Genomic DNA, 21,315 nt, shown 5'->3' with positions numbered 1-21,315 from the left:
GTGGGTTCGTTGATGAAACGAAACCGGCGAGAGCGGGAGCGAAGCCGTTTAAGCTTCTTTTCCCTTGCCCTTCCGGTTTCATATCATCCTAACCCCGTGAGGATTTCTGGATTCACCGGCCCATGCCCATACCGTTTTGAAAGGCTGCCCGTTGCAGCTGTTCAAAGTGGCGCTGTGCACCCAATTCGAGCTCTGCGAGCATGGGTTTTGGCAGTTCTGCCTTGGCCAAAGCAGCTGCCGCCTTGTCTTGTCGTACGCAAAGGGCGAGACGGTCGGCATGCGCGTCACCCTTCTCATGTGCCTTGCGCCAGTCCTGCAATTTCTTGCGCTCTGGCGGCAGCTCACCCCCCTCACCTTCGTGTTCGATCTGCTCGTTTGTTGGTGTTTGTACGGGTTCCTCTTGTGGTGAGGCTGGTGTCGGTTTGGGTAGCTGCTCTTGTCTCGAACTTGGCTCTGCCCGGCGCACGGGCTGGCGTTCGGACATAAGCTGCTCGCGCAACTGCCTGGTACGCTGCGACGCTGCAGCGCGAGCCCGCCTGTCGGCTTCCTCAGCGCAAATTTGGACGGCTTGGCGCATTGCACTCTGCAGTTCCTCGTCGCGCCGAAACTTATGCGCAAACTCGACAAGTTGCTCCGGGGCGTCCGCCGCTAGGCAGACGCTTCCATCCTGGGCCTCAACTCTCTGCGGACATTTCTCGACAAACTCCAGAACGCGCTTGAAGGCGCGCTGGTTGAAGCGCGATATCCCCTTCACCCGCGCCGTTGTCCGCAGATCAGCGATGATCCATCGGTTCGGAAGCCGAAATAGCGCGCAGTCTTGACGCGAGAATATGACGTGTACCGCATCGTCTTCGCGATCGATCTGAGGACGCAGAAGCTTTGTCCGCATCAAATGTATGATCGCCTCGTCGCTCAGTTTCGGCGACGGCGGGGTTTCGGCTGCAGAACGCGTCATTGAACTGACTACCGGTGGCCCTGACGCTTCCGACTGACGCGATTCCGCCCCATTGTCATTTGTCGCGGCGCGGCTTTGCTGCCGCGCGATAATCTCAGTGACCGTCTCCTGCGCCGCCTTGGCGATCGTATCGTGCCGAGCTGCAACGGCATTGCTGTTTGCGATCTGTTTTATTTCACGCTGCATGAGGAGCTCCAGCCCGGCCAGATAGATGCCGGCACTATCGAAATCGGCTTGATAGCGCTGCCGGTCCTTCTGCTGGCGCTTGCTGGCCGTCCCGGCATCGATTGCTTCCAAATGCTTCTTCGATGCCTTCGCGGCTTTTTCGGCGCGCGAACGCAGCCGGTCCAGTTGCTCGTCCATCAGCCGTGCTATGAAGTGATGTTCGGCGGCAATCTGAGCGGACACTTCGTAACGATCGAGAGCTTCCTTCGTGCGCGCCAACTCCTCGGCATTGAGGCCCAATGCGTCGACGTCATTACGCCACTGTTTGAGCTGTCCACTGATCCGCAGTTGGTTCTCTCGGGCCTCGTCTCGGCATTGGCGCAGAATGAACTCCCATTGATTGAGCTCATTGCGGATTCCTTGTTCGGTTGCGATCCCGCCGCTTTCGAGTGCGGACGCCTTGGTCCCGAGATGGGCATCACTCCTCTTGTGGATGCCGATCTCGGTATAGCGGCGCGGATTGGTACGCCGGATGGAGCCCGCCGCTTCCAGTTCCCGATTGGTTAGCTGCGAAAGTCGGCGGCGCAGCATGGGAATAAACTCGCGCTTGTTGCAGTCACGGTCCTTCGGTTGCTGGAAGGGATAGGTGACCTTGCGGCGCCCGCTCGGCTTGCGATATTCGTACGGTACCATGAAATCCCATTGGCCGATGCAAGCCTGTACGGCCGGATCGCCAAGGGCATCCTTTCTCAACTTGGACTGGGCGATCGACTTGCTACCCGCTCCATCTTTAAGCGGCACGATATGATCCTCGGCTTGCCCGGTAAATCGTTTGCTCGGACGATCATGATAGACAAGATGAAAGTGCCAGTTGCGATCGTCATTCGTATGGTCCGGTGCATGCATGACCGCGACGTAAGGTAAGCTGCGCGCTTCGAATTCTGCGGTAAAGTCCTTCAGTATTCGAACGCGCGCTTCGTGTGGAACGTCATGCGGCAATTCGCCGACCACGCGATACTGAATGCGCCCTCCGCGTCCGTCCACAAACTCTGCGCCGCGCGCCGCAGCTTCATCGCGCGCCTTGCGTGCCATCTCCTCATGGTCTGTTTCACCGGCAGCAGGCTTCTCTGGCGGGCGCCATCCATATCGTTTCATGAGGCTGCGGACTTGCCTGTTATCGCCAGTCTGGACATTGATCGACTTGTCGCCTTCGGCCTCCAGCAGCGCTTCGCTAAGCTTTGGAGGACAATCCGAATCTGCAGCTACCGCCGACCAGAACTTTGAATGCTGCTCACGGCCTTCAGGCTTTATCGTGATCATGTCGGGCGACGGTTCGCGTTCGGTCTTTTCGACAAGACGCCAGAAATCGCTCCGTTCGGTTGGGTCATCGGAGATATTCGAGAAGATGACTCTTTCGCCACCCGGCGCATGCGCCACGGCTTCCTCGCGCTCGATATAAGCCGACATTCGGCCTCCAGCGCCCTCCTTGGCGGCGATTGAGTTCGGTTCCCCTGTGATGGCCTCGCTGGGATCGATAGCCACGGCCCCTTCGCGCTCGATATAAAGCACGTGATCGCTTGCAGCGCCCTGTCGATTCCTGACGCCGCGAGCAGAGATCTTATCCTGCCGAGTTTTGCTGATGGCCTCATGCGAAAAATGGAAACTGGTCTCGCCATTCGCATTGGCGGGACGACGCGATCTTACGATCGGCGTCTGGAACTTCGATGGCTGAATTCGGGCCTCGTTTCGCTTTGTGGGTTCATTCTCTTCGCCCCAACTCTGCAACCGAATTCTGCCCGGACGCCCTCCCCCGGTTCGCCCGGTGATATGGTGATCGCCAGGCGGTCCGGTGCGTATCGGCAGATCAAGTGCCTCGGGGCCTCGAAGGCTGCGCCGGGCGCTTGCTGATTGATCGTGGTTCAGCACCCTGTGTTCGTCGCCATCATTACCGACGATCAAATCGCCGTTCATGATACGCGCCGATTTCTCGGTGAGTGATTTCAGGTTAGATCGCGCGGCGATCAGCTCGGCTTCGATTTGCTGTTTGGTCATACTCCAATTTTAGGATGCGATGACAAATCGGAGAAATGGACCTGGCGCGACGCGGGCGATCACATGTCAGCGACTTCCACCGGCCAATTTGCGCGGCGCTGTGCGGCCAATTATGAAGCAAGGTGCAGGCGATCGAGCACGTGACTTCGAGACCACGAAGCATGGAATCAAAAACTCACGGATATGAGGTCAATGGCAAGCCGCTCGGCCAATCAAGATCACAAGCAGCGCGCCATCATCCTCGCGGTCATATCGCTGGTGTCGGTCCTTGCATGGCAAACCCAGCTTGGCAGCCTTGTCCTGTATCCCTTTACGATACTCGCGACATGGTTTCACGAGATGGGTCACGGGCTTGTAGCCTTGCTGGCAGGAGCCCGCTTCGATCATCTCGTCATCTTCCCGAACGGATCGGGCTATGCGCGAATTCTTTCCGACGTCGACCGCTACCGCATCGCCGATGCAATCATCTCCGCCAGCGGTCCGCTTGGTCCCGCAATTGCTGGTTCGCTTCTCATCATTTCATCGCGAGCAGCCGAGACGACAAGGATCGCACTGCTGTTGCTTGGCGCGACGCTCCTGCTCAGCACATTTATCTGGGTGCGCTCGGCGACCGGGTGGCTGGTTCTGCCGGCTCTCGGTTTGATCGTTCTGACGATTGCCATTCGGACACCTGCACGCGTCCAGCAGTTCGCGATACAGTTCCTTGGGGTGCAGGCCTGCATCAGCGTTTGGCGGCAGTTCGATTATCTGTTCAGCAGCGACGGCATTTCAAGCGGGCAGTTGTCGGACACGGCCGCGATCGCGCAGGTCCTTTTCCTGCCTCATTGGGTTTGGGGAACTATCATCAGCGCCACCACGCTCGCTCTGCTCTTTGGGAGCTTCAGGTTTGCATTTCGCAATGACAGGATTGCCAGGTCACCGTTGCGCATCTGATTACGGTCAGCGGCAGTGGTCACGGCATTTGCAGATCCTGTCCGTCATCTAACCCAAGGCGCCGCCGGCGCCGCCCCAAGCGATCTTACCGGAGCGCCGATCGCTGCCTGCCGAGTAGAGACCAAAAAGCCAAAAAAGCAATCAAACAGGGTGCGCGAAGCGCTGACCCTTTTTGAGGTATTGCGCCTAAATCAGAGGGTTCCGAAGGGAAATTGCCTTTTCTTTCGAGGAGGCCCGGGTCGAACCAAAATAGAGATTTCGTTCGGAAGAGCCTGAAAGCTTCGCGAATGAAAAATCGCAAGACGTTCGGCAATTCAACCTCGTTTCTTCGAACCGATGGCGCGCTATTGTTCGTGAAATGCGAGCGCAAAACCGCACCATTTCACAATTTCGGAATAGGTTGGGTGGCGGCAGAAAAAAGTTTTGCGGAGCGATTGGGCAGTTTCTGATCCGCATCCTACAACAAGGATATGATGAAACAGAAACTCGATAAGATCGCCCAATCCCTGCTCGACCGGGTCACGGAATTCGAGCTTAAAAAAGCTGAGCAGCGTCAACGCCATTCCGAACTGGAAGGCAATGCTCGCCAAGCACGCGACACAAAGAAGGCAGCTAGCAAGGCGTATCAGGCAAGGCAGGCCCTCAAGCACCCGGACCTTCTCACGACCTCAACTAAGGCTGCCAAGCGAGCAGCCGCCCGCAGATTGCAGAAGGCTGAAGAGCAAGCCTTTATCGCGATGTTGGAGGACTGGAAATGTCGTCTCATCGCTGAATTCGCTGCGGAAGATTTGGCAGCCTTCGAGGCGATAGAAGCTTCTGGTCAAAATCTGTCTGAAAGCGCGCCGCGCTCGCAAACCAGCGAGCCTAAAGCCCTTCCCGAAGATCCTAAATTGATTGCCCCATCATTCGTGAGTGATCTTGAGCAGTCTGGTTCTGAGGAGGCTGCACCCCGTGTCCTGCGTCCGAACGGAAGCTCCAGAAAAAGCAATCGCCCAATCGTAACAAGCGGACCAGACCCGGCTACGAAAAGCGCGCGGAAGACTGCCACTGCTGAAGCTGATTTCACTTCCCGAAACCAAGCTGGGCACTCCGCGCACCGCATGAGCGACCAAGAGATTCTACCGCCAATCGGTGGTCAAAACGAATATTCAGACAACACGCAAAAGGACCTCTTCTGATGAACGCGATAACACCGATGAACCCGGTCGAGAAACGCATAGCCGACGAAACAGCGGTAACGCTGTCGCACCCGATCTCACTTGGGGATCAGCAACAATCTGCGACGGTCATAATTTGTCGGTCGAGAGGAGGAGTGGGTGCCAGTACAGCCGCTTCGACAATATTCTGCCTCGCCGACGCCGAGAAGAAAGGCACTTTCATCGAGGTTTCTGGCCTTACCGGTTACGCCTTTCGTGCGCACAAAGGCGCAAAGTTTCACGTGCAGAATTCAAATGATCTGATGGCCGAAATCCTCGACAGCAGAATTGCCAGATTCAGTGAACTAACGATAATCGAACTCGAGCCCGGTCGTCTGGAAATAGTAAAAGACCTCTACCACCTTCTCGGATCGACATGCGCAGGCCCCGTTCACATCATATATGTGGCGGACGAAAACGAAGACGACCCAACCTTCGTAGGACATTTAGCAAGGGCCGGATTGCCAATCCCGATGGTCGTCACCAAGCCGACGTCAGCAATGCGGAAATCGAGAGTATTCGTCACATTGCCGCGGCTCGGCGGTGATATCAAATCAAGCTTCTATCGAGATCACTCGACCCTTACCCAAGCGATCTCAGATTCGACGCAACAAGGCAGCAAGCTCATGCTCAATTTCGAGTTGCGCGCGTTCCGTCAGCAGATCGAGGAGTATTGTCGTGGATAATATCTCGATCCTGTGGCGGGGCCTTTTTGACCGGTCTCCGAACAACTTGGAGCGTCAGTTGATGTCGCGGTTGGTCGATAGCGGCATTGACGATTCCTATCTCTGCCTATGCGCGATCCATATTCACTTTCTCGTCATTACCAACAGGGATGCACAGATTTCAGTCCTAGCCCGCGAAATGCAAACATCGATGTCACGGCTGAATGATTTGCTGCCGGTTCTAGCAGCAGGACTGGAAGCAACCATTAATCGCGTCGAGAAGCTGGAAGCTTCCGCACGCTACACTGAGCAGGTCTTGGCGACCGCAGCTCAAACCATGGCCAAGATCGATGATGAACATAGCTTTTGGCGTCGATTAACGACAGCAGCACCGCTCCCCGAAGACCGAAGCTGGTTTTTGGTAGCCGTACTCTCAGCGGCAGCTGGAGGAGCAGTCCTGGCAAATGCTGGAACGATCTTAGCGCTCCTCTCGTAATCTCGCGCTGTCCGGTGAGCGTGAGATTAGGCGTGGGTTCTAGGTCCTGCAACACGGCGGACCGATTCTCGCTGACAGGCGATTCCGGTGCGGCGCACTTGCGTGCCACCGTGATACCTGATGCGCCCTGCCCCGTTTGTGGATCGAGTGAGCACGGGTAAATGGGCGCGGAAATTTCCGCAAAGGTGGACGCTTAAATTTCCCTATGTCGGCCAGTTTGTGAGCTCGGCAATCAACCGCACAGCTCCTCCAGAACAATACGGATCTTGTCCTTTGCCGAGAAATGCCGCCGGGTACGCCGCTTGATGTCTTTGACGACCGCCTCCGCGCTGGGCTTGGCTGTCGGGTTCGACCTGAAGTGTTTTGGATCTGGTGGAAAATATGCCGGGCGTGATCGGCGTTCAAACAATTGCACGCGGTCATTTCTCGTGCTGCTAGCTGACGGCTGCAAGGTCAACAGGCCTAAGCCCGGCCCCCGCACCGTGTCGATCGCAATATCATCTCTGCGCCTTTTTCCGCGATCATCATGACGGGCGCATTGGTGTTGCCCGAAATTATCGTGGGCATGACCGACGCGTCGATGACCCGCAGGCCTTCCATTCCCTTCACGCGCAACTCAGCATCCACCACCTCTCCCATCGCCGCCGTGCCGACGGGGTGGAAAATGGTCGTGCCGATCGCTCCGGCAGCGCGGCGAAGCTCGTCTTCACTTTTGAGTTCCGCGCCCGGCCTCACCTCTTCGGGATGGTATCGCGCCAATGCAGGCTGGCCGACGATCTCGCGGGTCAGGCTGATGGCGCGCGCGGCCACGCGGCGGTCCTCTTCCGTGGCAAGATAGTTCGGCCGGATGCTGGGAGCGGCAGCAGGATCGCGCGAGATGATCGATGTCCTGCCACGGCTTTCGGGCCTCAGGTTACAGACGCTTGCCGTAAAGGCCGGAAAAGGATCGAGAGCGCCGCCAAACGCCTCGAGGCTGAGGGGCTGGACGTGATATTCCAGATTGGCCGTGGCGTAACGATCGTCGCTTTTGGCGAACATGCCCAGCTGGCTGGGTGCCATCGCCATCGGGCCGGTGCGGCGCAGCAGATATTCCAGACCGATCAGCCCCTTGCCGAACAAGGTCGAAGCCAGCTCGTTAAGCGTTGCAACACCGCTTACCCGGAAAGTGCAGCGCAATTGCAGATGGTCCTGCAAATTCCCGCCAAGCTGCGGCAGGTCTTGCAGCGGCTCGATCCCAAGCGCCTTTAACGCCCGCGCGTCGCCGATCCCCGATCGTTCGAGGATCGCGGGGGAGCCTATTGCACCGGCCGCCAGCACCACCTCGCCGCGGGCGCGGGCCACATGGGTTTCCTCGCCCAGACGATAGACCAGACCGGTCGCGCGCCCGTCTACGATTTCCACGCGGTCGACCAATGCGCCCGTGACCACTTTCAGGTTCGGACGTTTCCGCACGGGCTTGAGAAAGGCGTCCGACGCGCTCCAGCGCCACCCCTTGCGCTGGGTCACATCGAAAAAGGAGGACCCTTCATTGTCGCCGCGATTGAAATCGGCGATCGCCGGCAGCCCCCATTCGGCGGCGGCGCGCTGGAACGCTTCCAGAATGTCCCAGCGGTGGCGCTGCTTTTCCACCCGGATCTCGCCACCGGCACCGTGGAATTCGTCGGAGCCTGCGTAATGGTCCTCGGCCTTGCGGAAAAAGGGGAGGACATCTTCCCATCCCCATCCCGGATTGCCTGCCTGGCGCCAGCCGTCGTAATCCGCTGCCTGACCGCGCATATAGATCATGCCGTTGATCGAGGAGCAGCCGCCCAGCACCCGCCCGCGGGGGTATTTCAGCGACCGGCCGCCCAGCCCATCTTCGGCCTCTGTCTTGTAAAGCCAGTCGGTGCGCGGATTGCCGATGCAGTAAAGATAGCCGACCGGCACGCGGATCCAGATGTAATCGTCCTTGCCGCCAGCCTCCAGCAGCAGGACACGATTGCGCGGATCAGCCGACAGCCGGTTGGCCAGCACGCATCCAGCACTGCCGCCACCGGCAATGATATAGTCGAAAATATCCACGGCGCCCGGCTATTCGCTCCCCTGACTTTGGTCGGATCAGACCATTATTGTCTTTGCCGGCAAGTCTGGACCGCCAGGTCTCGAAGGTAAAGTTCCGATCGGTCGGGCTCCGGGCTATCTCCGCCCTGCAGGTTCAGGCCAAGGACGCGCCCGACCTGTTCCACGATGCCTCGACCTCCAGCGTCTGACGGTCGCGTCCGCAGGATGCCAGCGCCTGCGCTTCGTCAGGGCCGCCCTGCTTGCCAAAGAAAATGGCGAATTCGCCGTCCTCGACCTTGCCTTCCTCATGCACCGGATCGGGCTTTGCGGCATGGCCGACATAGCGCAGCTGCGTGCCGAAATGGCCGCTCCAGAAAAACGGCGTCTCGCTGAACGGCGCGTCGCTGCGGCCCAGCAGCAGCCACGCGAGATGTTCGCCATGGCGCTGCGCCAGCACCCAATGCTCGATGCGTAGCTGCTGGCCGAGTCGCGGGTCGGGATAGCTGGCCAAATCGCCGATGGCCCGGATCGCCGGATCGTCGGTCCGAAAGCGGCCATCGACCGTCACCCCGCCATTATCCGCATCCAGCGCCAACCCGGCCTGTTTTGCCAGATCGCTGCATGGCGCGACCCCTGCCCCTACGACAAGCAAATCGGCGGGAATCTGCGCCCCATTATCGAGGCTGACCGATGTGCCGTCGAAGCCGGCAATCTGGCGGCCAAGGTGGAAACGAACCTCATGATCTTCGTGCAGGCCCTGCACGAATTTGCCGATCTGGGACCCGAGCACGGGTTCGAGCGGCACGGCAGACTGATCGACGACATCGACAGAGAGGCCCCGCTCGCGCAGCGATGCGGCGACTTCCAGCCCGATGAAGCTTGCGCCCAGCACGACGGCGCTTCCCGCCTTTTCCGCTGCCGCGATCAGGCTGTCCGCATCGGCAAGCGAGCGAAGCTGGAATACGTTATCACGCTCGCTTCCCGGAAAATCGGGCATGACAGGCCGCGCCCCGTTAGCAAGGACCAGCACATCATAGGCGATCTCCTCGCCTTTTTCCGTGCAGATAGTGCGCGCATTGCGGTCGATAGATGCGACTGGCGTTGCGGTGCGAACCGTCACGCCGGGAAGGCCGTCTTCGCCATGGGGCAGGAAGCAATCGTCCCGCCCCTTCCCTCCTGCCAGATATTGTTTCGACAGATAGGTCCGGTCATAGGGCTGCTCGTCCTCACGCGTGATCAGCGTGACGCGATCGCCCTCGCCCGCCTTGGCCAGTTCGCGCGCCAGCGCATAGCCGGCCCCGCCAGATCCGATGATGACGATGCTTTCGCTGACCGCCCCTCCCGCTGGGACAGGTGCCGCGCCGCGCCGCCCGGTCACGCGGATCGTGGCATCGGTTTCGGCCACGTCGAAGCAGCCCAGCGGCTTTATGGCGGGGCCGCCCACGGCTTCACCCGAAGAGGCGGAAAACCGCGCATGATGCCACGGGCAGCGGATCTCGCCATCGACGACCACGCCGGTTTCCAGCGGTGCGCCCAGATGGGTGCATTCGCCCGACACCGCCACGATGCCGTCATCGCGGCGCAGCAGCACGACGCGTTCGCCGCGATAGGTACCGGCCACCATTTTCCCCGCCGCCAGTTCGCTGCCCCGAATGCCGTTTTCGAGATCGGGTAGGTCGGACATCGTCATTCTCGCTTTCAGGAATATCTTGCTAGTTCAGAGCAGAACGAACGTGCGAGGCGGCACATCGTTCAAAATCTCCTTGATCGCCGCTGCTGGTGGCAGCGGGGCGAGATAGGTCCGCGCCCGTCTTATCCGCGCCTCTTTATCCGCGCCTCTTCATCCACGACGCCGGATCTGCCGTGCGATGGCGCGCCGCTGGGTCTGTTCCAGCCATTGCTCGATCGTCAGCTCGCCTTCGGAAATATCGGCCAGCACCGCGCCGCGCTGACCGCGTGGCTGGTCGGGGCCAATGGTACTGTCGATACTGGTGTGCCGTTCCACTTCGGCGTTGAGCAATGCGCCGAAGAGCACGCCATAGGCCGACAGGAACAGCCACATCAGGAAAACCACGATCGCCGACAGCGACCCATAGGTCGCGTTATAATCGCTGATATACGAGACATAGAACGAAAAGCCGAAAGAGATTGCCAGCCAGATCAGCGTGGCGCAAAGCGCGCCCGGTGCCAGCCATCGCCATCGGGCCGGGCGGCGATCGGGGCCGTAACGCATCATCATCGCAAAGCCAAAACTGCCCAGGAATATCGCCGCTGCCCACGCCAGCAGCTGGAAAGCATGGGCAGCGCCCGGCCCCAGCACCTCTTGCGAATGACGCTGCAGCCAGGCGAACGCACCCCCGCTGACAACGCCCGTGATCGCGATGCCGATCGCCGCTATCGTCAGCAGCAGGACGCGCAGGGTCAGGCGGATGATATTGCGGCTCTCATGCTCTTCATTGATGACGTTGAGCGCGCCGATAAACCCGTTCGCCGCCCGCATCCCGCCATAAATGGCGAAGACAAGCGCCACCACAAGCGCAATTCCCGTCACCCCGCTGCTGGTCGTCACGGCCGCCATCATCTGGCTTTCCACGATGCGCGCGGCATCGGCGGGCAGCACCTCGTAGATGCTGCGCATCTGGCGCTGAACGGTGGAGACATCGCCGATCAGCCCATAGATCATGACCGTCGCGGCCAGCAGCGGCGTGATGGCCAGAAAGGTGAAAAATGCCATCCCTGCGCCCAGCAGCGATAAATTATGGAAACCCCACATGGTGTATACGCGTTTAAGGATCTTGAGCCATGCCTTGCGCGGGATTTGCAGCGGTGAACGGGCGTCCGAACCGGGCGCCGAAACCGTCTGCGCCGCCTCTTCATCCGGCTGGCTCTCAGGATCGTCCGGCGCAACACGCGGGCCGATATCGACATGAGGGTTCGTTTTGCCGCTTTCCAAACTATGCCGCCTTATCAAAACAAATCGTGGCTGGTTTGTTTGTCAAACGGGCGCGGCCGGAAATGGTGCCGGATCTACAAATGCAGGCCGCTTTCTGATCGCGGGGTCCATCCTTGCGCTCACCGCTTCATGGGCGGCGCCCGCTCTTGCTCAGGATGGGGCTGTTCAGGACGGGGGGGCCGATCAGACGCGGGACACCGCCGGCACCGATACCGCTGATCAACCCGACGTGCCCTCCCCGCCGCCCGGCGCGGCCCTGCCCGAGATCGAACCCGTCATCACCGACGATGAATTCCAAAGCGCGGTCCCCGACCTCGCCACCGGGGACGAGGCCATGGACGCCCCGCTGGAATCGATCGAGGAATTCGAGGCACGGCTGGCGCGCGAACAGGATGGCGCCGAAACAGCGCAGGACAGTGTTGATCAGGCCACAGAAGGCCAGTCCGCGCCGCTGGGCGATCCGGCGCTGGCCGATGGCGATCCGGTCGAGGAAATTGGCGACGCGCCCATCCGCGATACCGAGCTTGCCGCCCCCTTGCCGCCGCTTTCGACCTTCGATGCCGAGCCTGTCGAACTGGCGGAGGACGAATCCGGCGACGACGAGACGGTCGAGATCGACTATGATATCGAGGTCAACGGGCTGGAATCCGCAGATGAGGAAACCGGCACCGATCTTGCAGCCATGTATCGCGACCTGTCCTTGCTGCGCACCGACGGGCGCAAGGCTGCCAACAGCGCGCAGGTTTCCGCCCGGCTGACAGAGGATAGCGCCCTCCTCCAGCGCATCCTGGCATCCGAAGGCTGGTACGAGGCGCAGGTCACGACACGGCTCGACCGCGCAGGCGGCAGCGACAATGGCGGCGGAGCCCCCGAAGACGGCACGCTGACCGCCGTGCTCGACGTCGCGCCGGGGCAGCGGTTCACCTTTTCGCAGATCACCCTGGATGCGCCGCCGGTGGTGCCCGAAACCCTGCTGACCGATAATTTCGCGCTGGAAGTCGGCGAACCGATCATCGCCGCCCGCGTGCAGGGCGCCGAAGCGCAGCTGGCGGTGGCCCTGCCGCAGAACGGCTATCCCTTTGCCGAAATCGGACAGCGCGACATATTGCTCGACCAATATACCGGCGAAGGCGCATATACGCTGCCCATCGACACCGGCCCCCGGTCGGTATTCGGCGGGATCGAGACGACGGGCGATCTGGCCTTCGATGCCGAGCATGTCGAGACGCTTGCCCGCTTTGAACGCGGCGAGCTGTATGACAGCGACGACGTCGATGACCTGAGGAAGGCTTTGGTCGCGACCGGTCTGTTCAACACCGTATCGGTCACCGCCCGGCAGAGCGGCGAAAGCACAGGCACTGTCGAGGGACCGGACGGCGCAATCGGCGAGGCGCAATATGCGACAATCGTCGTCGATCAGGAGGCAGGCCCTGCGCGCACCATCGCGGGCAGCGCCGGCTATGGCACCGGACAGGGGCTGCGCGTGAAAGGCAGCTGGACCCACCGCAACATGTTCCCGCCCGAAGGCGCGCTGTCCTTCGACGCGGTGGCGGGCACCAGCGAACAGGGGCTTGGCGCGACATTCCGCCGGTCAAACGCCGGGCGGCGCGACCGCACGTTCCAGCTTTCGGCCAATGCGCTCCATTCCGATTACGACGCGTTCGAGGCGTTCACCGGCCGCCTCGCCGCGATCTGGAGCTATGATTCCACGCCGATCTGGCAAAAGCGCCTGACCTATGCCTATGGCGCGCAGCTGATCGGCACGGTGGAAGAGGCATGGGACCCCGCGCTTCAGGAACGGGTCGACCGCACGTTCTTCATCGGCGGGCTGACCGGACAGGTGGGCTTCGACCGGACCGACAGCCTCTTGAACGCCACGAAGGGTTTTCGCCTGACCGCGCTGGTCGAACCGGAAGGTTCGCTGCAGGGCGGTTTCACCCCCTATGTCCGCAGCCGGATCGACGGGTCGGCCTATTTCCCCTTTGGCGATTCCTTCGTGCTGGCGGGCCGGATCACGGTGGGTTCGATCCAGGGGATCGACCGCAGCGATCTTGCGCCTTCGCGCCGGTTCTATTCGGGCGGCGGCGGATCGGTGCGCGGCTTCGGCTATCAGGAACTGGGGCCAAAATCTGAGGAGCCCAATCCCAAATACGATGCCACCGACCCCGACAATGATGCCAACCCCTACGTCTATCGCCCATTGGGCGGGCGCAGCCTGAACGAGGCGGCGGTGGAAGCGCGCTATCGCTTTGGCAATTTCGGCGCGGTCGCCTTTGTCGATGCGGGGCAAGTGTATGAGGATGCGATGCCGCAATTCTCGAACATTCGCTACGGCGTCGGCGTGGGCGGGCGCTATTACACGAACTTCGGCCCGCTGCGCCTTGATGTCGCCATGCCGATCGACCGGCAAAAGGGCGAAAGCAGCTTTGCCGTCTATATCTCGATCGGGCAGGCTTTCTGATGACGCAGGATACCACGCCCGGCGTCTCCCCCGGAGACACCGACAACATGGCGCATGGCGAAGATGCGCCCGTGCGCCATCATTCCACCGGACGGCGCGTCGCCAAATGGGTCGGCATCGTCATTGCAGCGCTGATCGTGCTTGTCGGCGCGGTGCTGCTCTCCCTCAACACCGGGCCCGGCAAACGTTTCATCATCGGCCAGCTGGAAGGGATGGAGTTCGAAAACGGCATGGGGATCGAGATCGGCGCCATCGACGGCTCGATCTATGGCGAGATGACACTGCGCGACCTTGCGGTCAGCGATCCCAAGGGGGTGTTTCTCTCCTCGCCCGAGATCAATGTCGACTGGCGGCCTTTCGCCTTTGCATCGAGCCATGTCGACGTGCGCTCTCTGACCAGCCCGCTGGTCACGCTGCGCCGCCTGCCCGAATTCGACGAAACACCGCCCAGCGACGCGCCGCTGCTCCCCGATCTCGACATTGATGTCGACACGCTGAAGATCGACCGCTTCGTGGCCGAGGCGCCGGTTGCGGGCGAAAAGCGCGTTCTGGGCATGGACGGCACGGTGCATATCGCCGACCGCCGTGCGCAAGTGACCTTCAATGGCGCGACATTGGGCGAAGCGGGCGCTGCGGGCGGTGACACGCTGCGCCTCGCGCTCGATGCCGTGCCAGAGGATAACAGGCTCGACATCGACCTCGTTCTGGATGCGCCGGGCGACGGGGTCGTCGCCGCCATGGCCGGCCTGACCGAGCCGCTGACGGTGCGCCTTGACGGCAAGGGCAACTGGCAGAGCTGGGACGGCAATCTGAACGCAGATCTGGCGGGCAGCGAATTTGCGCGGCTCGCGCTTTCCGCGCGCGACGGCACCGTCGCGGTAGAGGGGCCGACGCGCGTGGCCCGCCTGTTCGAGGGGCCGACCGCGCAGCTTCTGGGCCCCGTGCTCTCCATCGATCTTTCCGCCGCGCTCGACGAACGCAGCGCGCAGCTGGCAGGCGCGGTGTCGAGCGATGCTTTCCGCCTCGATACCAATGGCGGCATCGACCTTTCCGACAATAGCTTTGACGGGCTGTCCCTCGACTTCACCCTGTTCAAGGCATCGGCGCTGGCCGAAAACCTCGCCGGACGGGGAATCGCGGCCAAGCTGGCGCTGGACGGGGCGTTCACGACGCCCGCCGTTTCCTATGACATCACCGCCGCGCGCGTCGCGATGAACGACATGGGGATCACCAACCTGCGCGCCAGCGGCGATGCCACGGTCGCTTCCGATGCGATCCTGATCCCGGTCAACGCCAGCATCGGGCGCATCACCGGGGTCGATACGGTCGCTGGCGGCACGCTGCAGGACATCCGCCTCGACGGCGATATCGCGATCGAGGGGACGCGCATCCTTTCGGACAATATGACTATCAGGTCGAACCGTCTGAACGCCGATCTCATCCTGGTCGCCGACACCTCGACCGGGATCTATACCGGCGCGATCGACGGCAGGCTCGACGATTACCGGGTCGAGAGCGTGGGCGTGTTCGACATCAACACCGACATGGATCTTCGCACCGACCGCGACGGCAGCTATTCGCTGGCAGGCCGCGTCGGCGTGCGCTCCACCCGAATAGAGAACGAAAGCCTTGCCGGATTCCTTGGCGGCAATGCCGTGGCGGGCGCCGACATACGCTATGGCGGCGATGGCACCTTGCGCTTCACCAATCTGCAATTGCGAGCCCCGGCCGCACGGATCGACGGGGGCATCGGATATTATTCGCCCGATGGGCAGATCCGCCTGACCGCCGATGCCGCCACCGATGCCTATGGCGCGGTGGGCGTGCGCGTGGCCGGTACGATCAGCGATCCCGATGCGCGCATTACCGCCGAACGCCCTGATCTTGGCATCGGGCTTGCCAATGTGACCGCGCGGGTGACTGGCGCGCGCACGGCAAACGGACAGGGCGGCTATCGCCTCGTCGCCGATGGCGACACCGATTACGGCCCGCTGACGGCAGATGTGGTGCTGGGCACGGGCGATGTGACCACGCTCGACATCACGCGCGCCAATCTGGGCGGCATCGATTTGGCCGGATCCCTGCGCCAGACGCCCAGCGGCCCGTTTGCGGGGCAGCTGACCGCCAATGGCCAGGGTCTGGGCGGCGTGGTGCGCCTGTCGGCGCAGGGTTCGTATCAGGAAGCGCTGGTGAACCTGCGCGCCAATGGTACGCAATTGCCGGGGCCGGGCAATCTCTCGGTCGAAGCGGCAATCGTGGATGCGTGCGTCGTTTTGTATGACCAGCCACTGGTCAAGGCCGATGCACAGCTTGCCGGCATTACCTATGGCAGCTCGCGGCTGGCCGCCGGGCGCGTGCAAGTGGATTACCGCGAGGGCAGCGGCACCGCGAAGGTCTTGGCCGAAGGCGTGGCGGGCGTGCCCTTCCGCGTGGCGGCCAATGCGCAGCTTTCGCCCGAATTGTGGCGCATCGCGGCCAAGGGGCGCGCACGCGGCATTGATTTCGCCACCGCATTCCCGGCGCGCATCGTGCCCGGTAGCGATGGTTATGAATTGCTGCCCACGCGCATCGACGTGGGCGGGGGCAATATCCGGCTTGCAGGCAATTACGGGGCCGGGAATTCCGGTACTGGCATGAAATTGCAGAGCCGGATGGAAGGCATCGACATCGCGCTCGCCAATGCCTTCGTGCCGGGCCTCGGGCTTGGCGGCAAGGCGAGCGGCAGCCTCGATTTCCAGCAAACCTCGCCCGGCGCATTTCCCCGCGCCGATGCGCGCATCAGGATCAGCGATTTCACCCGCACCACCGCCGCCGCGGTCAGCCAGCCTGTCGACATCAGCTTTGTCGGCAAGCTGCTTGCCGATGGGGGTGAGGCGCGCGCCGTCATGCGGCGCAGCAATACCGTAATCGGACGCCTCGTCGCCTCGCTGCGGCCGCTGCCACCCGGTTCGGGCGACTGGGTGACGCGCATGATGGCAGCGCCGCTGTCGGGCGGTTTCCGCTATAATGGCCCGGCGGGCACGCTGTTCTCCTTTGCAGGCCAACCCGACCAGACGCTGAAGGGCAATATCGGCGTGGCTGCCGATTTCTCAGGCCAGGTGCAGCAGCCGGACCTTTCGGGCGTGATCCGCGCGAAGAACCTGACTTATGAGAACCAGACCTATGGCACCCGCCTGTCCAAAATGCAGGTCAATGGCCGCTTCACCGGCAGCCGGATGGAGATCGAGCAGTTCCAGGCGCAGGCAGGCGATGGCACGGTATCGGCCAGCGGTTTCGTCAGCCTTGCCGCCGATGATGGCTATCCCATGAACCTCCAGGTCGAAATGGACGACGCACGGCTTGCGCGCAGCAACGCGCTCAGCGCATCGGCGACGGGCAATCTGGCGCTGACCAAGCAAGCGGGCGAGACCGCATTGCTGTCTGGCACGATCACCCTGCCCGAAACCCGGTACGAGATCGTCAATCAGGGGGGCGCCGAAGTCCCCTCGCTGACCGGCGTTAGGTTCAAGCCGCCGCGCGGGCGCCAGCGCATCACCGGCGATGAACCGGCAGAGGCGCAGCCCGGCATGTTCGATCTCGTCCGGCTCGATTTGACGGTGCGCGCCCCCGAACGGCTCTATGTTTCGGGCATGGGCCTCGAGAGCGAATGGAGCGCCGATCTCGCCCTGTCGGGCACCAGCGCAGCGCCCAGCCTTTCGGGCAGCGTCGATCTGGTGCGCGGCACGCTGGGCTTTGCCGGACGCTCGTTCGAACTGGATGATGGTGAGGTGACCTTCACCGGCGGCAACACCATCGACCCGGTGATCGACCTGTCGGCGAGCGACGATATCGACGATGTCAGCGTGACGGTAAACGTCACCGGCCGCGCGATGGACCCGCAGGTGACGTTCTCCAGCACGCCCGGCCTGCCGCAGGACGAGATCGTGTCGCGCATCCTGTTCGGCAGCTCGGTCGGCAATCTGTCGACCATTCAGGCGGTGCAGCTGGCCGCCTCGCTCAATTCGCTGCGCGGATCGGGCGGCGGCGGGCTGAACCCGCTGGGCACGCTGCGTTCGGCCACGGGGGTCGACAGGCTGCGCATCCTTGGCGGCGATGAAAGCACCGGACGCGGCACCGCGCTGGCGGCCGGGCAGTACATCACCGATGACATCTATGTCGAATTCATCACCGATGCGCGCGGCTTTACCGCCACCCAGCTGGAAGTCAGCCTCACCCCGTTCCTGTCGGTCCTTTCGCAGACCGGCGGATCTTCGGCGACCGATTTCTCGGTCCAGTATCGCAAGGATTACTGATGCGCGTGGCGATCGCCGTCACTGCTCTGGGCTTGCTGCTGGGCGGCTGTCAGCAGGAACCCGATTTCGACGAACGCTTCGACAAGGCGCAGGAAGAGACAAGCCGTCTGGCCAAGGACATAGACCGGCAGATCGATGAAACGGCTCCGCCTGAAACCGCCCCGGCGACGCAGGTAACGGGGGCAAAAGGGCGGGCAGCGAACTGACCGGAGGTCATGCGGCTAATGCCGGCGTGGGCGCCGCGTGGCGGGTAATCCCGTGGCGACAGGTACAGATTGGCAAAACGACCGTGCCGAAAGCCTGCCGCCAGATCGTCATCGCCGGCCCCGCGCCCCGGCGACGCGGCCGGCGAAACCGGTCAGGTGCTTCTTGGGCAGCAGGTACTGGAGCAGGACTTTATGGCGATCGGTCATACGACCCCATGACGCACAAAGCTGTGCGCCGCCGCCGATGATCCCTGTCTAGATAACCCCTGTCTAATCGCGGTCCGTTAGAAGGTCGTCGGTTACATCCAGCAGCAAGGGTTCCTGTGCCCAGTCCGCCAGCGCATCGACGAATGCGGCACGCGTTTCAGCTTCGTCATAGTCCATCGCATTATCGAATGCCGCCTGCCAGCTGGCGCGGTCGGGCCACTCGGCGATACCGATAAAGCGCCCCTCTTCGTCGCGGTGGAGACGCGAGCCGAGTGAGCCGTATCGCTCGCGGATCAGCTCGGTCCCGCGGCGCCAGGCGGCGCGGAACTGTTCCTCCTTCCCCGGTTTCACTTTCCACCAATAGGCTGCAACAAATGTCATGGGTCTATCCCGTTCCGTATCGCCACCAGAAAAAACCGATGATCGCGATCACGGTCCCGACGTAAAGCATGACGCCCAACTCGGCGAGGCGGGCCGCCTCTTTCGCGCGGTCCCTGATCACCAGCGCGTCATGCGAGATTCCCACGAGCATCGCGCCAAGACAGACCGCGAAAAAGGCATAGAAAATATATTCGATCGCCACCGTATAGCCGACGGCGGGCAACTGGCTGTTCAATGACAGCAGCAGCACCGCGCTGGTGAGGATCGCGGTGATCGGGATGTTGATCCGCTCTCGGAACAGGTTCCTCGGCAGGATCAGCGTTGCAAAGACGACCAGCACCAGCAGCAGCAGCGGGGTCAGCGTCTTGATGATGTAGATACCGTAATCGCGCTCCAGCATGATCGCGGCATTGAAACCGGCATGCGTGATTGCGGCATTGTCGCGAAAGCGCAGCGGATTGCCCAATGTCGATGTCGTGCTGCGCGAATCCACGAAATAGCGCATGCCCTTTTGCGACCATTGCTCCAGCCCGCCATAGGGATCGAGCCGTGCGGGGACGACATTGTCGGTCTTGGTCAGCCGCAGCCCGGCGGTGTCGATGGCATAGGTGACAAGGTCGCTGCGCTGGCGATTGTTCTGGAAACGGATAAGGAGTTCCTGCCGGTCGAACGGGTAATCGTGGAGATCGAAATCAAACCGGAAATCGCCGGAAACCCGGTACAGGTGATAGGTCAGCGTGTCGTCCGGCCCCACCCCCAGCGGGCGGACCAGTCCGGGCCCGATGGAATAGGGTCCGACCTCGCGCGGATCGTCAGGGTCATAGGCATCGGGATCGGCAAGCGCGGGGAATTCGACCTGGGTGGGCGCGTCGTCGCCGACAAAGCGCATCCACAGGTTGAGATCGGCGGAAAAGGTACCGTTCCTGATATCCAGCCGGTCGATATTATTGAGATCGATGCCGGTATATACCACCCGTTGCCGCCAATAATGCCGGTCCCCGATCTCCACGACATCGCCACTTTGTATCAGCGCGCCAAGATCGAGGAGTTCGGGCCGTTCGATCAGGATGATTTGCTGCGGCGAGGTGGCGAAGCGGTCGAAGACGAAGGTCCCCATGCGGGTCTGGCTGGGAATGCTTCTCTGGCTGTCGAAATAAAGGATGCGGGTCAGCCCCTCCACCCCGGTCGCCGGGCTGGTCATCCCGGCCAGCGCATCGCGGACGCGGGTGCGAGCACGCCTGTCGGCAACCCCGCGCAGATCGGCCCGGCGGATCGCCTCTATCATCATGCGGGTCGCATCATATGAACCTGCCGCGACCCAGCTCGGCACCTTGCCGGTGCGCGCGCGATAGCGCAGGGAAAGCGCCTGCGCCTTTTCACCCGCGCTGTCGAAAATCAGGGGCGATGCGGCCGACAGGTTGCGGCTGAAATAGCCCTGATCGCGCCGCTCCTCCGGTTCGTTCCTGAACCGCTCCAGAAACTCCGGCCCGCCAGCGCCGCCAGCGGCGATCACCATGCCGGAAAAACCATTGCGGCGCAGCGCCATCAGCATGTCGGCGATATGATCCGCGCCGGTTCCGATCACGACCATGCCGACATCGCCCTGTCGCACGATCGCCCTTGCCAGCTCGTTAGTGGATGCCGCCCTTGCCCCGGGGTTCGAATCGAATGTCCAGAGGCGGTAGTTCTTGGGTTGATAAGCGCCGGTGAACCCCTGCGCGAAGCTGAGGCCGAAGCTGTCGTCGGAATGGACCAGCTCGATCGGGGCGCTGGCCTGGAACACCTCCAGATATTCCGCGATCGAGCGGCCCTGTACCGAGGCCGTCGTCTGGGCGCGGAAATACCATGCGTTCCCCTGCGTCAGCTCATCGACGAAGGACGTGCCCGTCAGCGCCGCGATTTTCGCCTCGCGATATCCGGGACCGGCAGCAAGCGATGCAGTGCTGAGGTAATGGCCCAGCACCGCGACGCATTCGCTTGCGGCGATGTCGGACCCGATGGCGCGGGCGCCCTCACCCGTGCTGCGATCGTCGAAAAGGACGAATTCGATGCGGCGGCCCGATATGCCGCCCGCATCATTGGCATCGTCGAGCGCGATCCGCGCTGCCGCCAGGCTTTCCAGCCCAGCCGAAGCGGATGGCCCCGTCAGCGAATTGGCAAAAGCGATGCAGACCGGCGCGGGCTGCCGCGAAATGAACAGGACAAGCCCTGCCACGCACACGGCAATGGCTGCCGCGATTGCGAGCAGGAGCGACCGCTTCGCCTTGAGCCTTTGTCGCAACATGGCATGTGCCCGACGGGCCTGACCGTCTC

Annotated in this window: 13 protein-coding genes; 7 read left to right on the top strand and 6 right to left on the bottom strand. The window is 62.0% G+C overall.

The window, feature by feature from the left end; genetic code table 11:
* Nucleotides 1-112: 112 nt before the first annotated feature.
* Nucleotides 113-3,172 carry a MobA/MobL family protein gene (locus A9D13_RS13795; RefSeq protein ID WP_066774818.1) on the bottom strand — a complete coding sequence of 1,020 codons (3,060 nt, stop codon included), beginning with the start codon at nucleotides 3,170-3,172 and terminating at the stop codon, nucleotides 113-115.
* 192 nt (nucleotides 3,173-3,364) lie between these two features.
* Here A9D13_RS13795 and A9D13_RS13790 point away from each other — a divergent pair, with 192 nt between their 5' ends.
* From A9D13_RS13790 to A9D13_RS13775, 4 genes are all read left to right on the top strand, one after another.
* Nucleotides 3,365-4,105 (top strand): M50 family metallopeptidase, encoded by a 741-nt coding sequence (locus tag A9D13_RS13790; protein ID WP_066774817.1) that lies wholly within the window; start codon nucleotides 3,365-3,367, stop codon nucleotides 4,103-4,105.
* 473 nt (nucleotides 4,106-4,578) lie between these two features.
* Complete coding sequence (locus A9D13_RS13785; protein ID WP_156522076.1) at nucleotides 4,579-5,283, top strand: hypothetical protein; 705 nt, start codon at nucleotides 4,579-4,581, stop codon at nucleotides 5,281-5,283.
* Nucleotides 5,283-5,987 carry a hypothetical protein gene (locus tag A9D13_RS13780; protein WP_066774812.1) on the top strand — a complete coding sequence of 235 codons (705 nt, stop codon included), beginning with the start codon at nucleotides 5,283-5,285 and terminating at the stop codon, nucleotides 5,985-5,987. Before A9D13_RS13785 ends, A9D13_RS13780 begins: the two co-directional genes overlap by 1 nt.
* Nucleotides 5,980-6,462: a hypothetical protein gene (locus A9D13_RS13775; protein ID WP_066774809.1), complete on the top strand. Its 483-nt coding sequence runs from the start codon at nucleotides 5,980-5,982 to the stop codon at nucleotides 6,460-6,462. The genes A9D13_RS13780 and A9D13_RS13775 overlap by 8 nt, the downstream gene beginning before the upstream one ends.
* A 462-nt stretch (nucleotides 6,463-6,924) precedes the next feature.
* On the opposite strand, the gene A9D13_RS13770 is transcribed toward A9D13_RS13775, so the two are convergent.
* The 3 genes from A9D13_RS13770 to A9D13_RS13760 form a co-directional block, all read right to left on the bottom strand.
* On the bottom strand, nucleotides 6,925-8,523 hold the full coding sequence (locus A9D13_RS13770) for a GMC family oxidoreductase (protein ID WP_066774806.1): 1,599 nt from the start codon (nucleotides 8,521-8,523) through the stop codon (nucleotides 6,925-6,927).
* Nucleotides 8,524-8,656: 133 nt separating this feature from the next.
* Nucleotides 8,657-10,186, bottom strand: a complete 1,530-nt coding sequence (locus A9D13_RS13765; protein WP_066775034.1) for an FAD-dependent oxidoreductase — start codon at nucleotides 10,184-10,186, stop codon at nucleotides 8,657-8,659.
* 156 nt (nucleotides 10,187-10,342) lie between these two features.
* Nucleotides 10,343-11,455, bottom strand: coding sequence for a YihY/virulence factor BrkB family protein (locus A9D13_RS13760; RefSeq protein WP_229665563.1), 1,113 nt, complete (start codon nucleotides 11,453-11,455; stop codon nucleotides 10,343-10,345).
* Between the two features lie 229 nt (nucleotides 11,456-11,684).
* Here A9D13_RS13760 and A9D13_RS13755 point away from each other — a divergent pair, with 229 nt between their 5' ends.
* Genes A9D13_RS13755 through A9D13_RS13745 form a run of 3 tightly spaced genes read left to right on the top strand, consistent with a single transcriptional unit; the run spans nucleotide 11,685 to nucleotide 18,414 of the window.
* Nucleotides 11,685-13,916, top strand: a complete 2,232-nt coding sequence (locus A9D13_RS13755; RefSeq protein ID WP_066775029.1) for an autotransporter assembly complex protein TamA — start codon at nucleotides 11,685-11,687, stop codon at nucleotides 13,914-13,916.
* Nucleotides 13,916-18,208: a translocation/assembly module TamB domain-containing protein gene (locus tag A9D13_RS13750; protein ID WP_082922426.1), complete on the top strand. Its 4,293-nt coding sequence runs from the start codon at nucleotides 13,916-13,918 to the stop codon at nucleotides 18,206-18,208. Before A9D13_RS13755 ends, A9D13_RS13750 begins: the two co-directional genes overlap by 1 nt.
* Nucleotides 18,208-18,414: a hypothetical protein gene (locus tag A9D13_RS13745; RefSeq protein ID WP_066774803.1), complete on the top strand. Its 207-nt coding sequence runs from the start codon at nucleotides 18,208-18,210 to the stop codon at nucleotides 18,412-18,414. The genes A9D13_RS13750 and A9D13_RS13745 overlap by 1 nt, the downstream gene beginning before the upstream one ends.
* A 270-nt stretch (nucleotides 18,415-18,684) precedes the next feature.
* Here the strand turns inward: A9D13_RS13745 and A9D13_RS13740 are convergent, their stop codons facing one another.
* Nucleotides 18,685-19,002, bottom strand: coding sequence for an antibiotic biosynthesis monooxygenase family protein (locus tag A9D13_RS13740; RefSeq protein WP_066774800.1), 318 nt, complete (start codon nucleotides 19,000-19,002; stop codon nucleotides 18,685-18,687).
* Nucleotides 19,003-19,006: 4 nt separating this feature from the next.
* Nucleotides 19,007-21,286, bottom strand: a complete 2,280-nt coding sequence (locus A9D13_RS13735; protein WP_066774796.1) for an ABC transporter substrate-binding protein — start codon at nucleotides 21,284-21,286, stop codon at nucleotides 19,007-19,009.
* Between the last annotated feature and the right edge of the window lie 29 nt (nucleotides 21,287-21,315).

It is taken from the genome of Croceicoccus mobilis, from assembly GCF_001661965.1.
Classification (GTDB): Bacteria; Pseudomonadota; Alphaproteobacteria; order Sphingomonadales; family Sphingomonadaceae; genus Croceicoccus; species Croceicoccus mobilis.
Note: the sequence above shows the minus strand (reverse complement) of the source record. Positions and strands in the feature narration are given on the sequence as shown.

Coding starts and splice junctions, on each gene's coding strand:
- A9D13_RS13780 (WP_066774812.1), top strand. CDS start 5,283: ATGAACGCGATAACACCGATGAACCCGGTCGAGAAACGCATAGCCGAC.
- A9D13_RS13795 (WP_066774818.1), bottom strand. CDS start 3,172: ATGACCAAACAGCAAATCGAAGCCGAGCTGATCGCCGCGCGATCTAAC.
- A9D13_RS13765 (WP_066775034.1), bottom strand. CDS start 10,186: ATGTCCGACCTACCCGATCTCGAAAACGGCATTCGGGGCAGCGAACTG.
- A9D13_RS13790 (WP_066774817.1), top strand. CDS start 3,365: ATGGCAAGCCGCTCGGCCAATCAAGATCACAAGCAGCGCGCCATCATC.
- A9D13_RS13750 (WP_082922426.1), top strand. CDS start 13,916: ATGACGCAGGATACCACGCCCGGCGTCTCCCCCGGAGACACCGACAAC.
- A9D13_RS13735 (WP_066774796.1), bottom strand. CDS start 21,286: ATGTTGCGACAAAGGCTCAAGGCGAAGCGGTCGCTCCTGCTCGCAATC.
- A9D13_RS13740 (WP_066774800.1), bottom strand. CDS start 19,002: ATGACATTTGTTGCAGCCTATTGGTGGAAAGTGAAACCGGGGAAGGAG.
- A9D13_RS13785 (WP_156522076.1), top strand. CDS start 4,579: ATGAAACAGAAACTCGATAAGATCGCCCAATCCCTGCTCGACCGGGTC.
- A9D13_RS13745 (WP_066774803.1), top strand. CDS start 18,208: ATGCGCGTGGCGATCGCCGTCACTGCTCTGGGCTTGCTGCTGGGCGGC.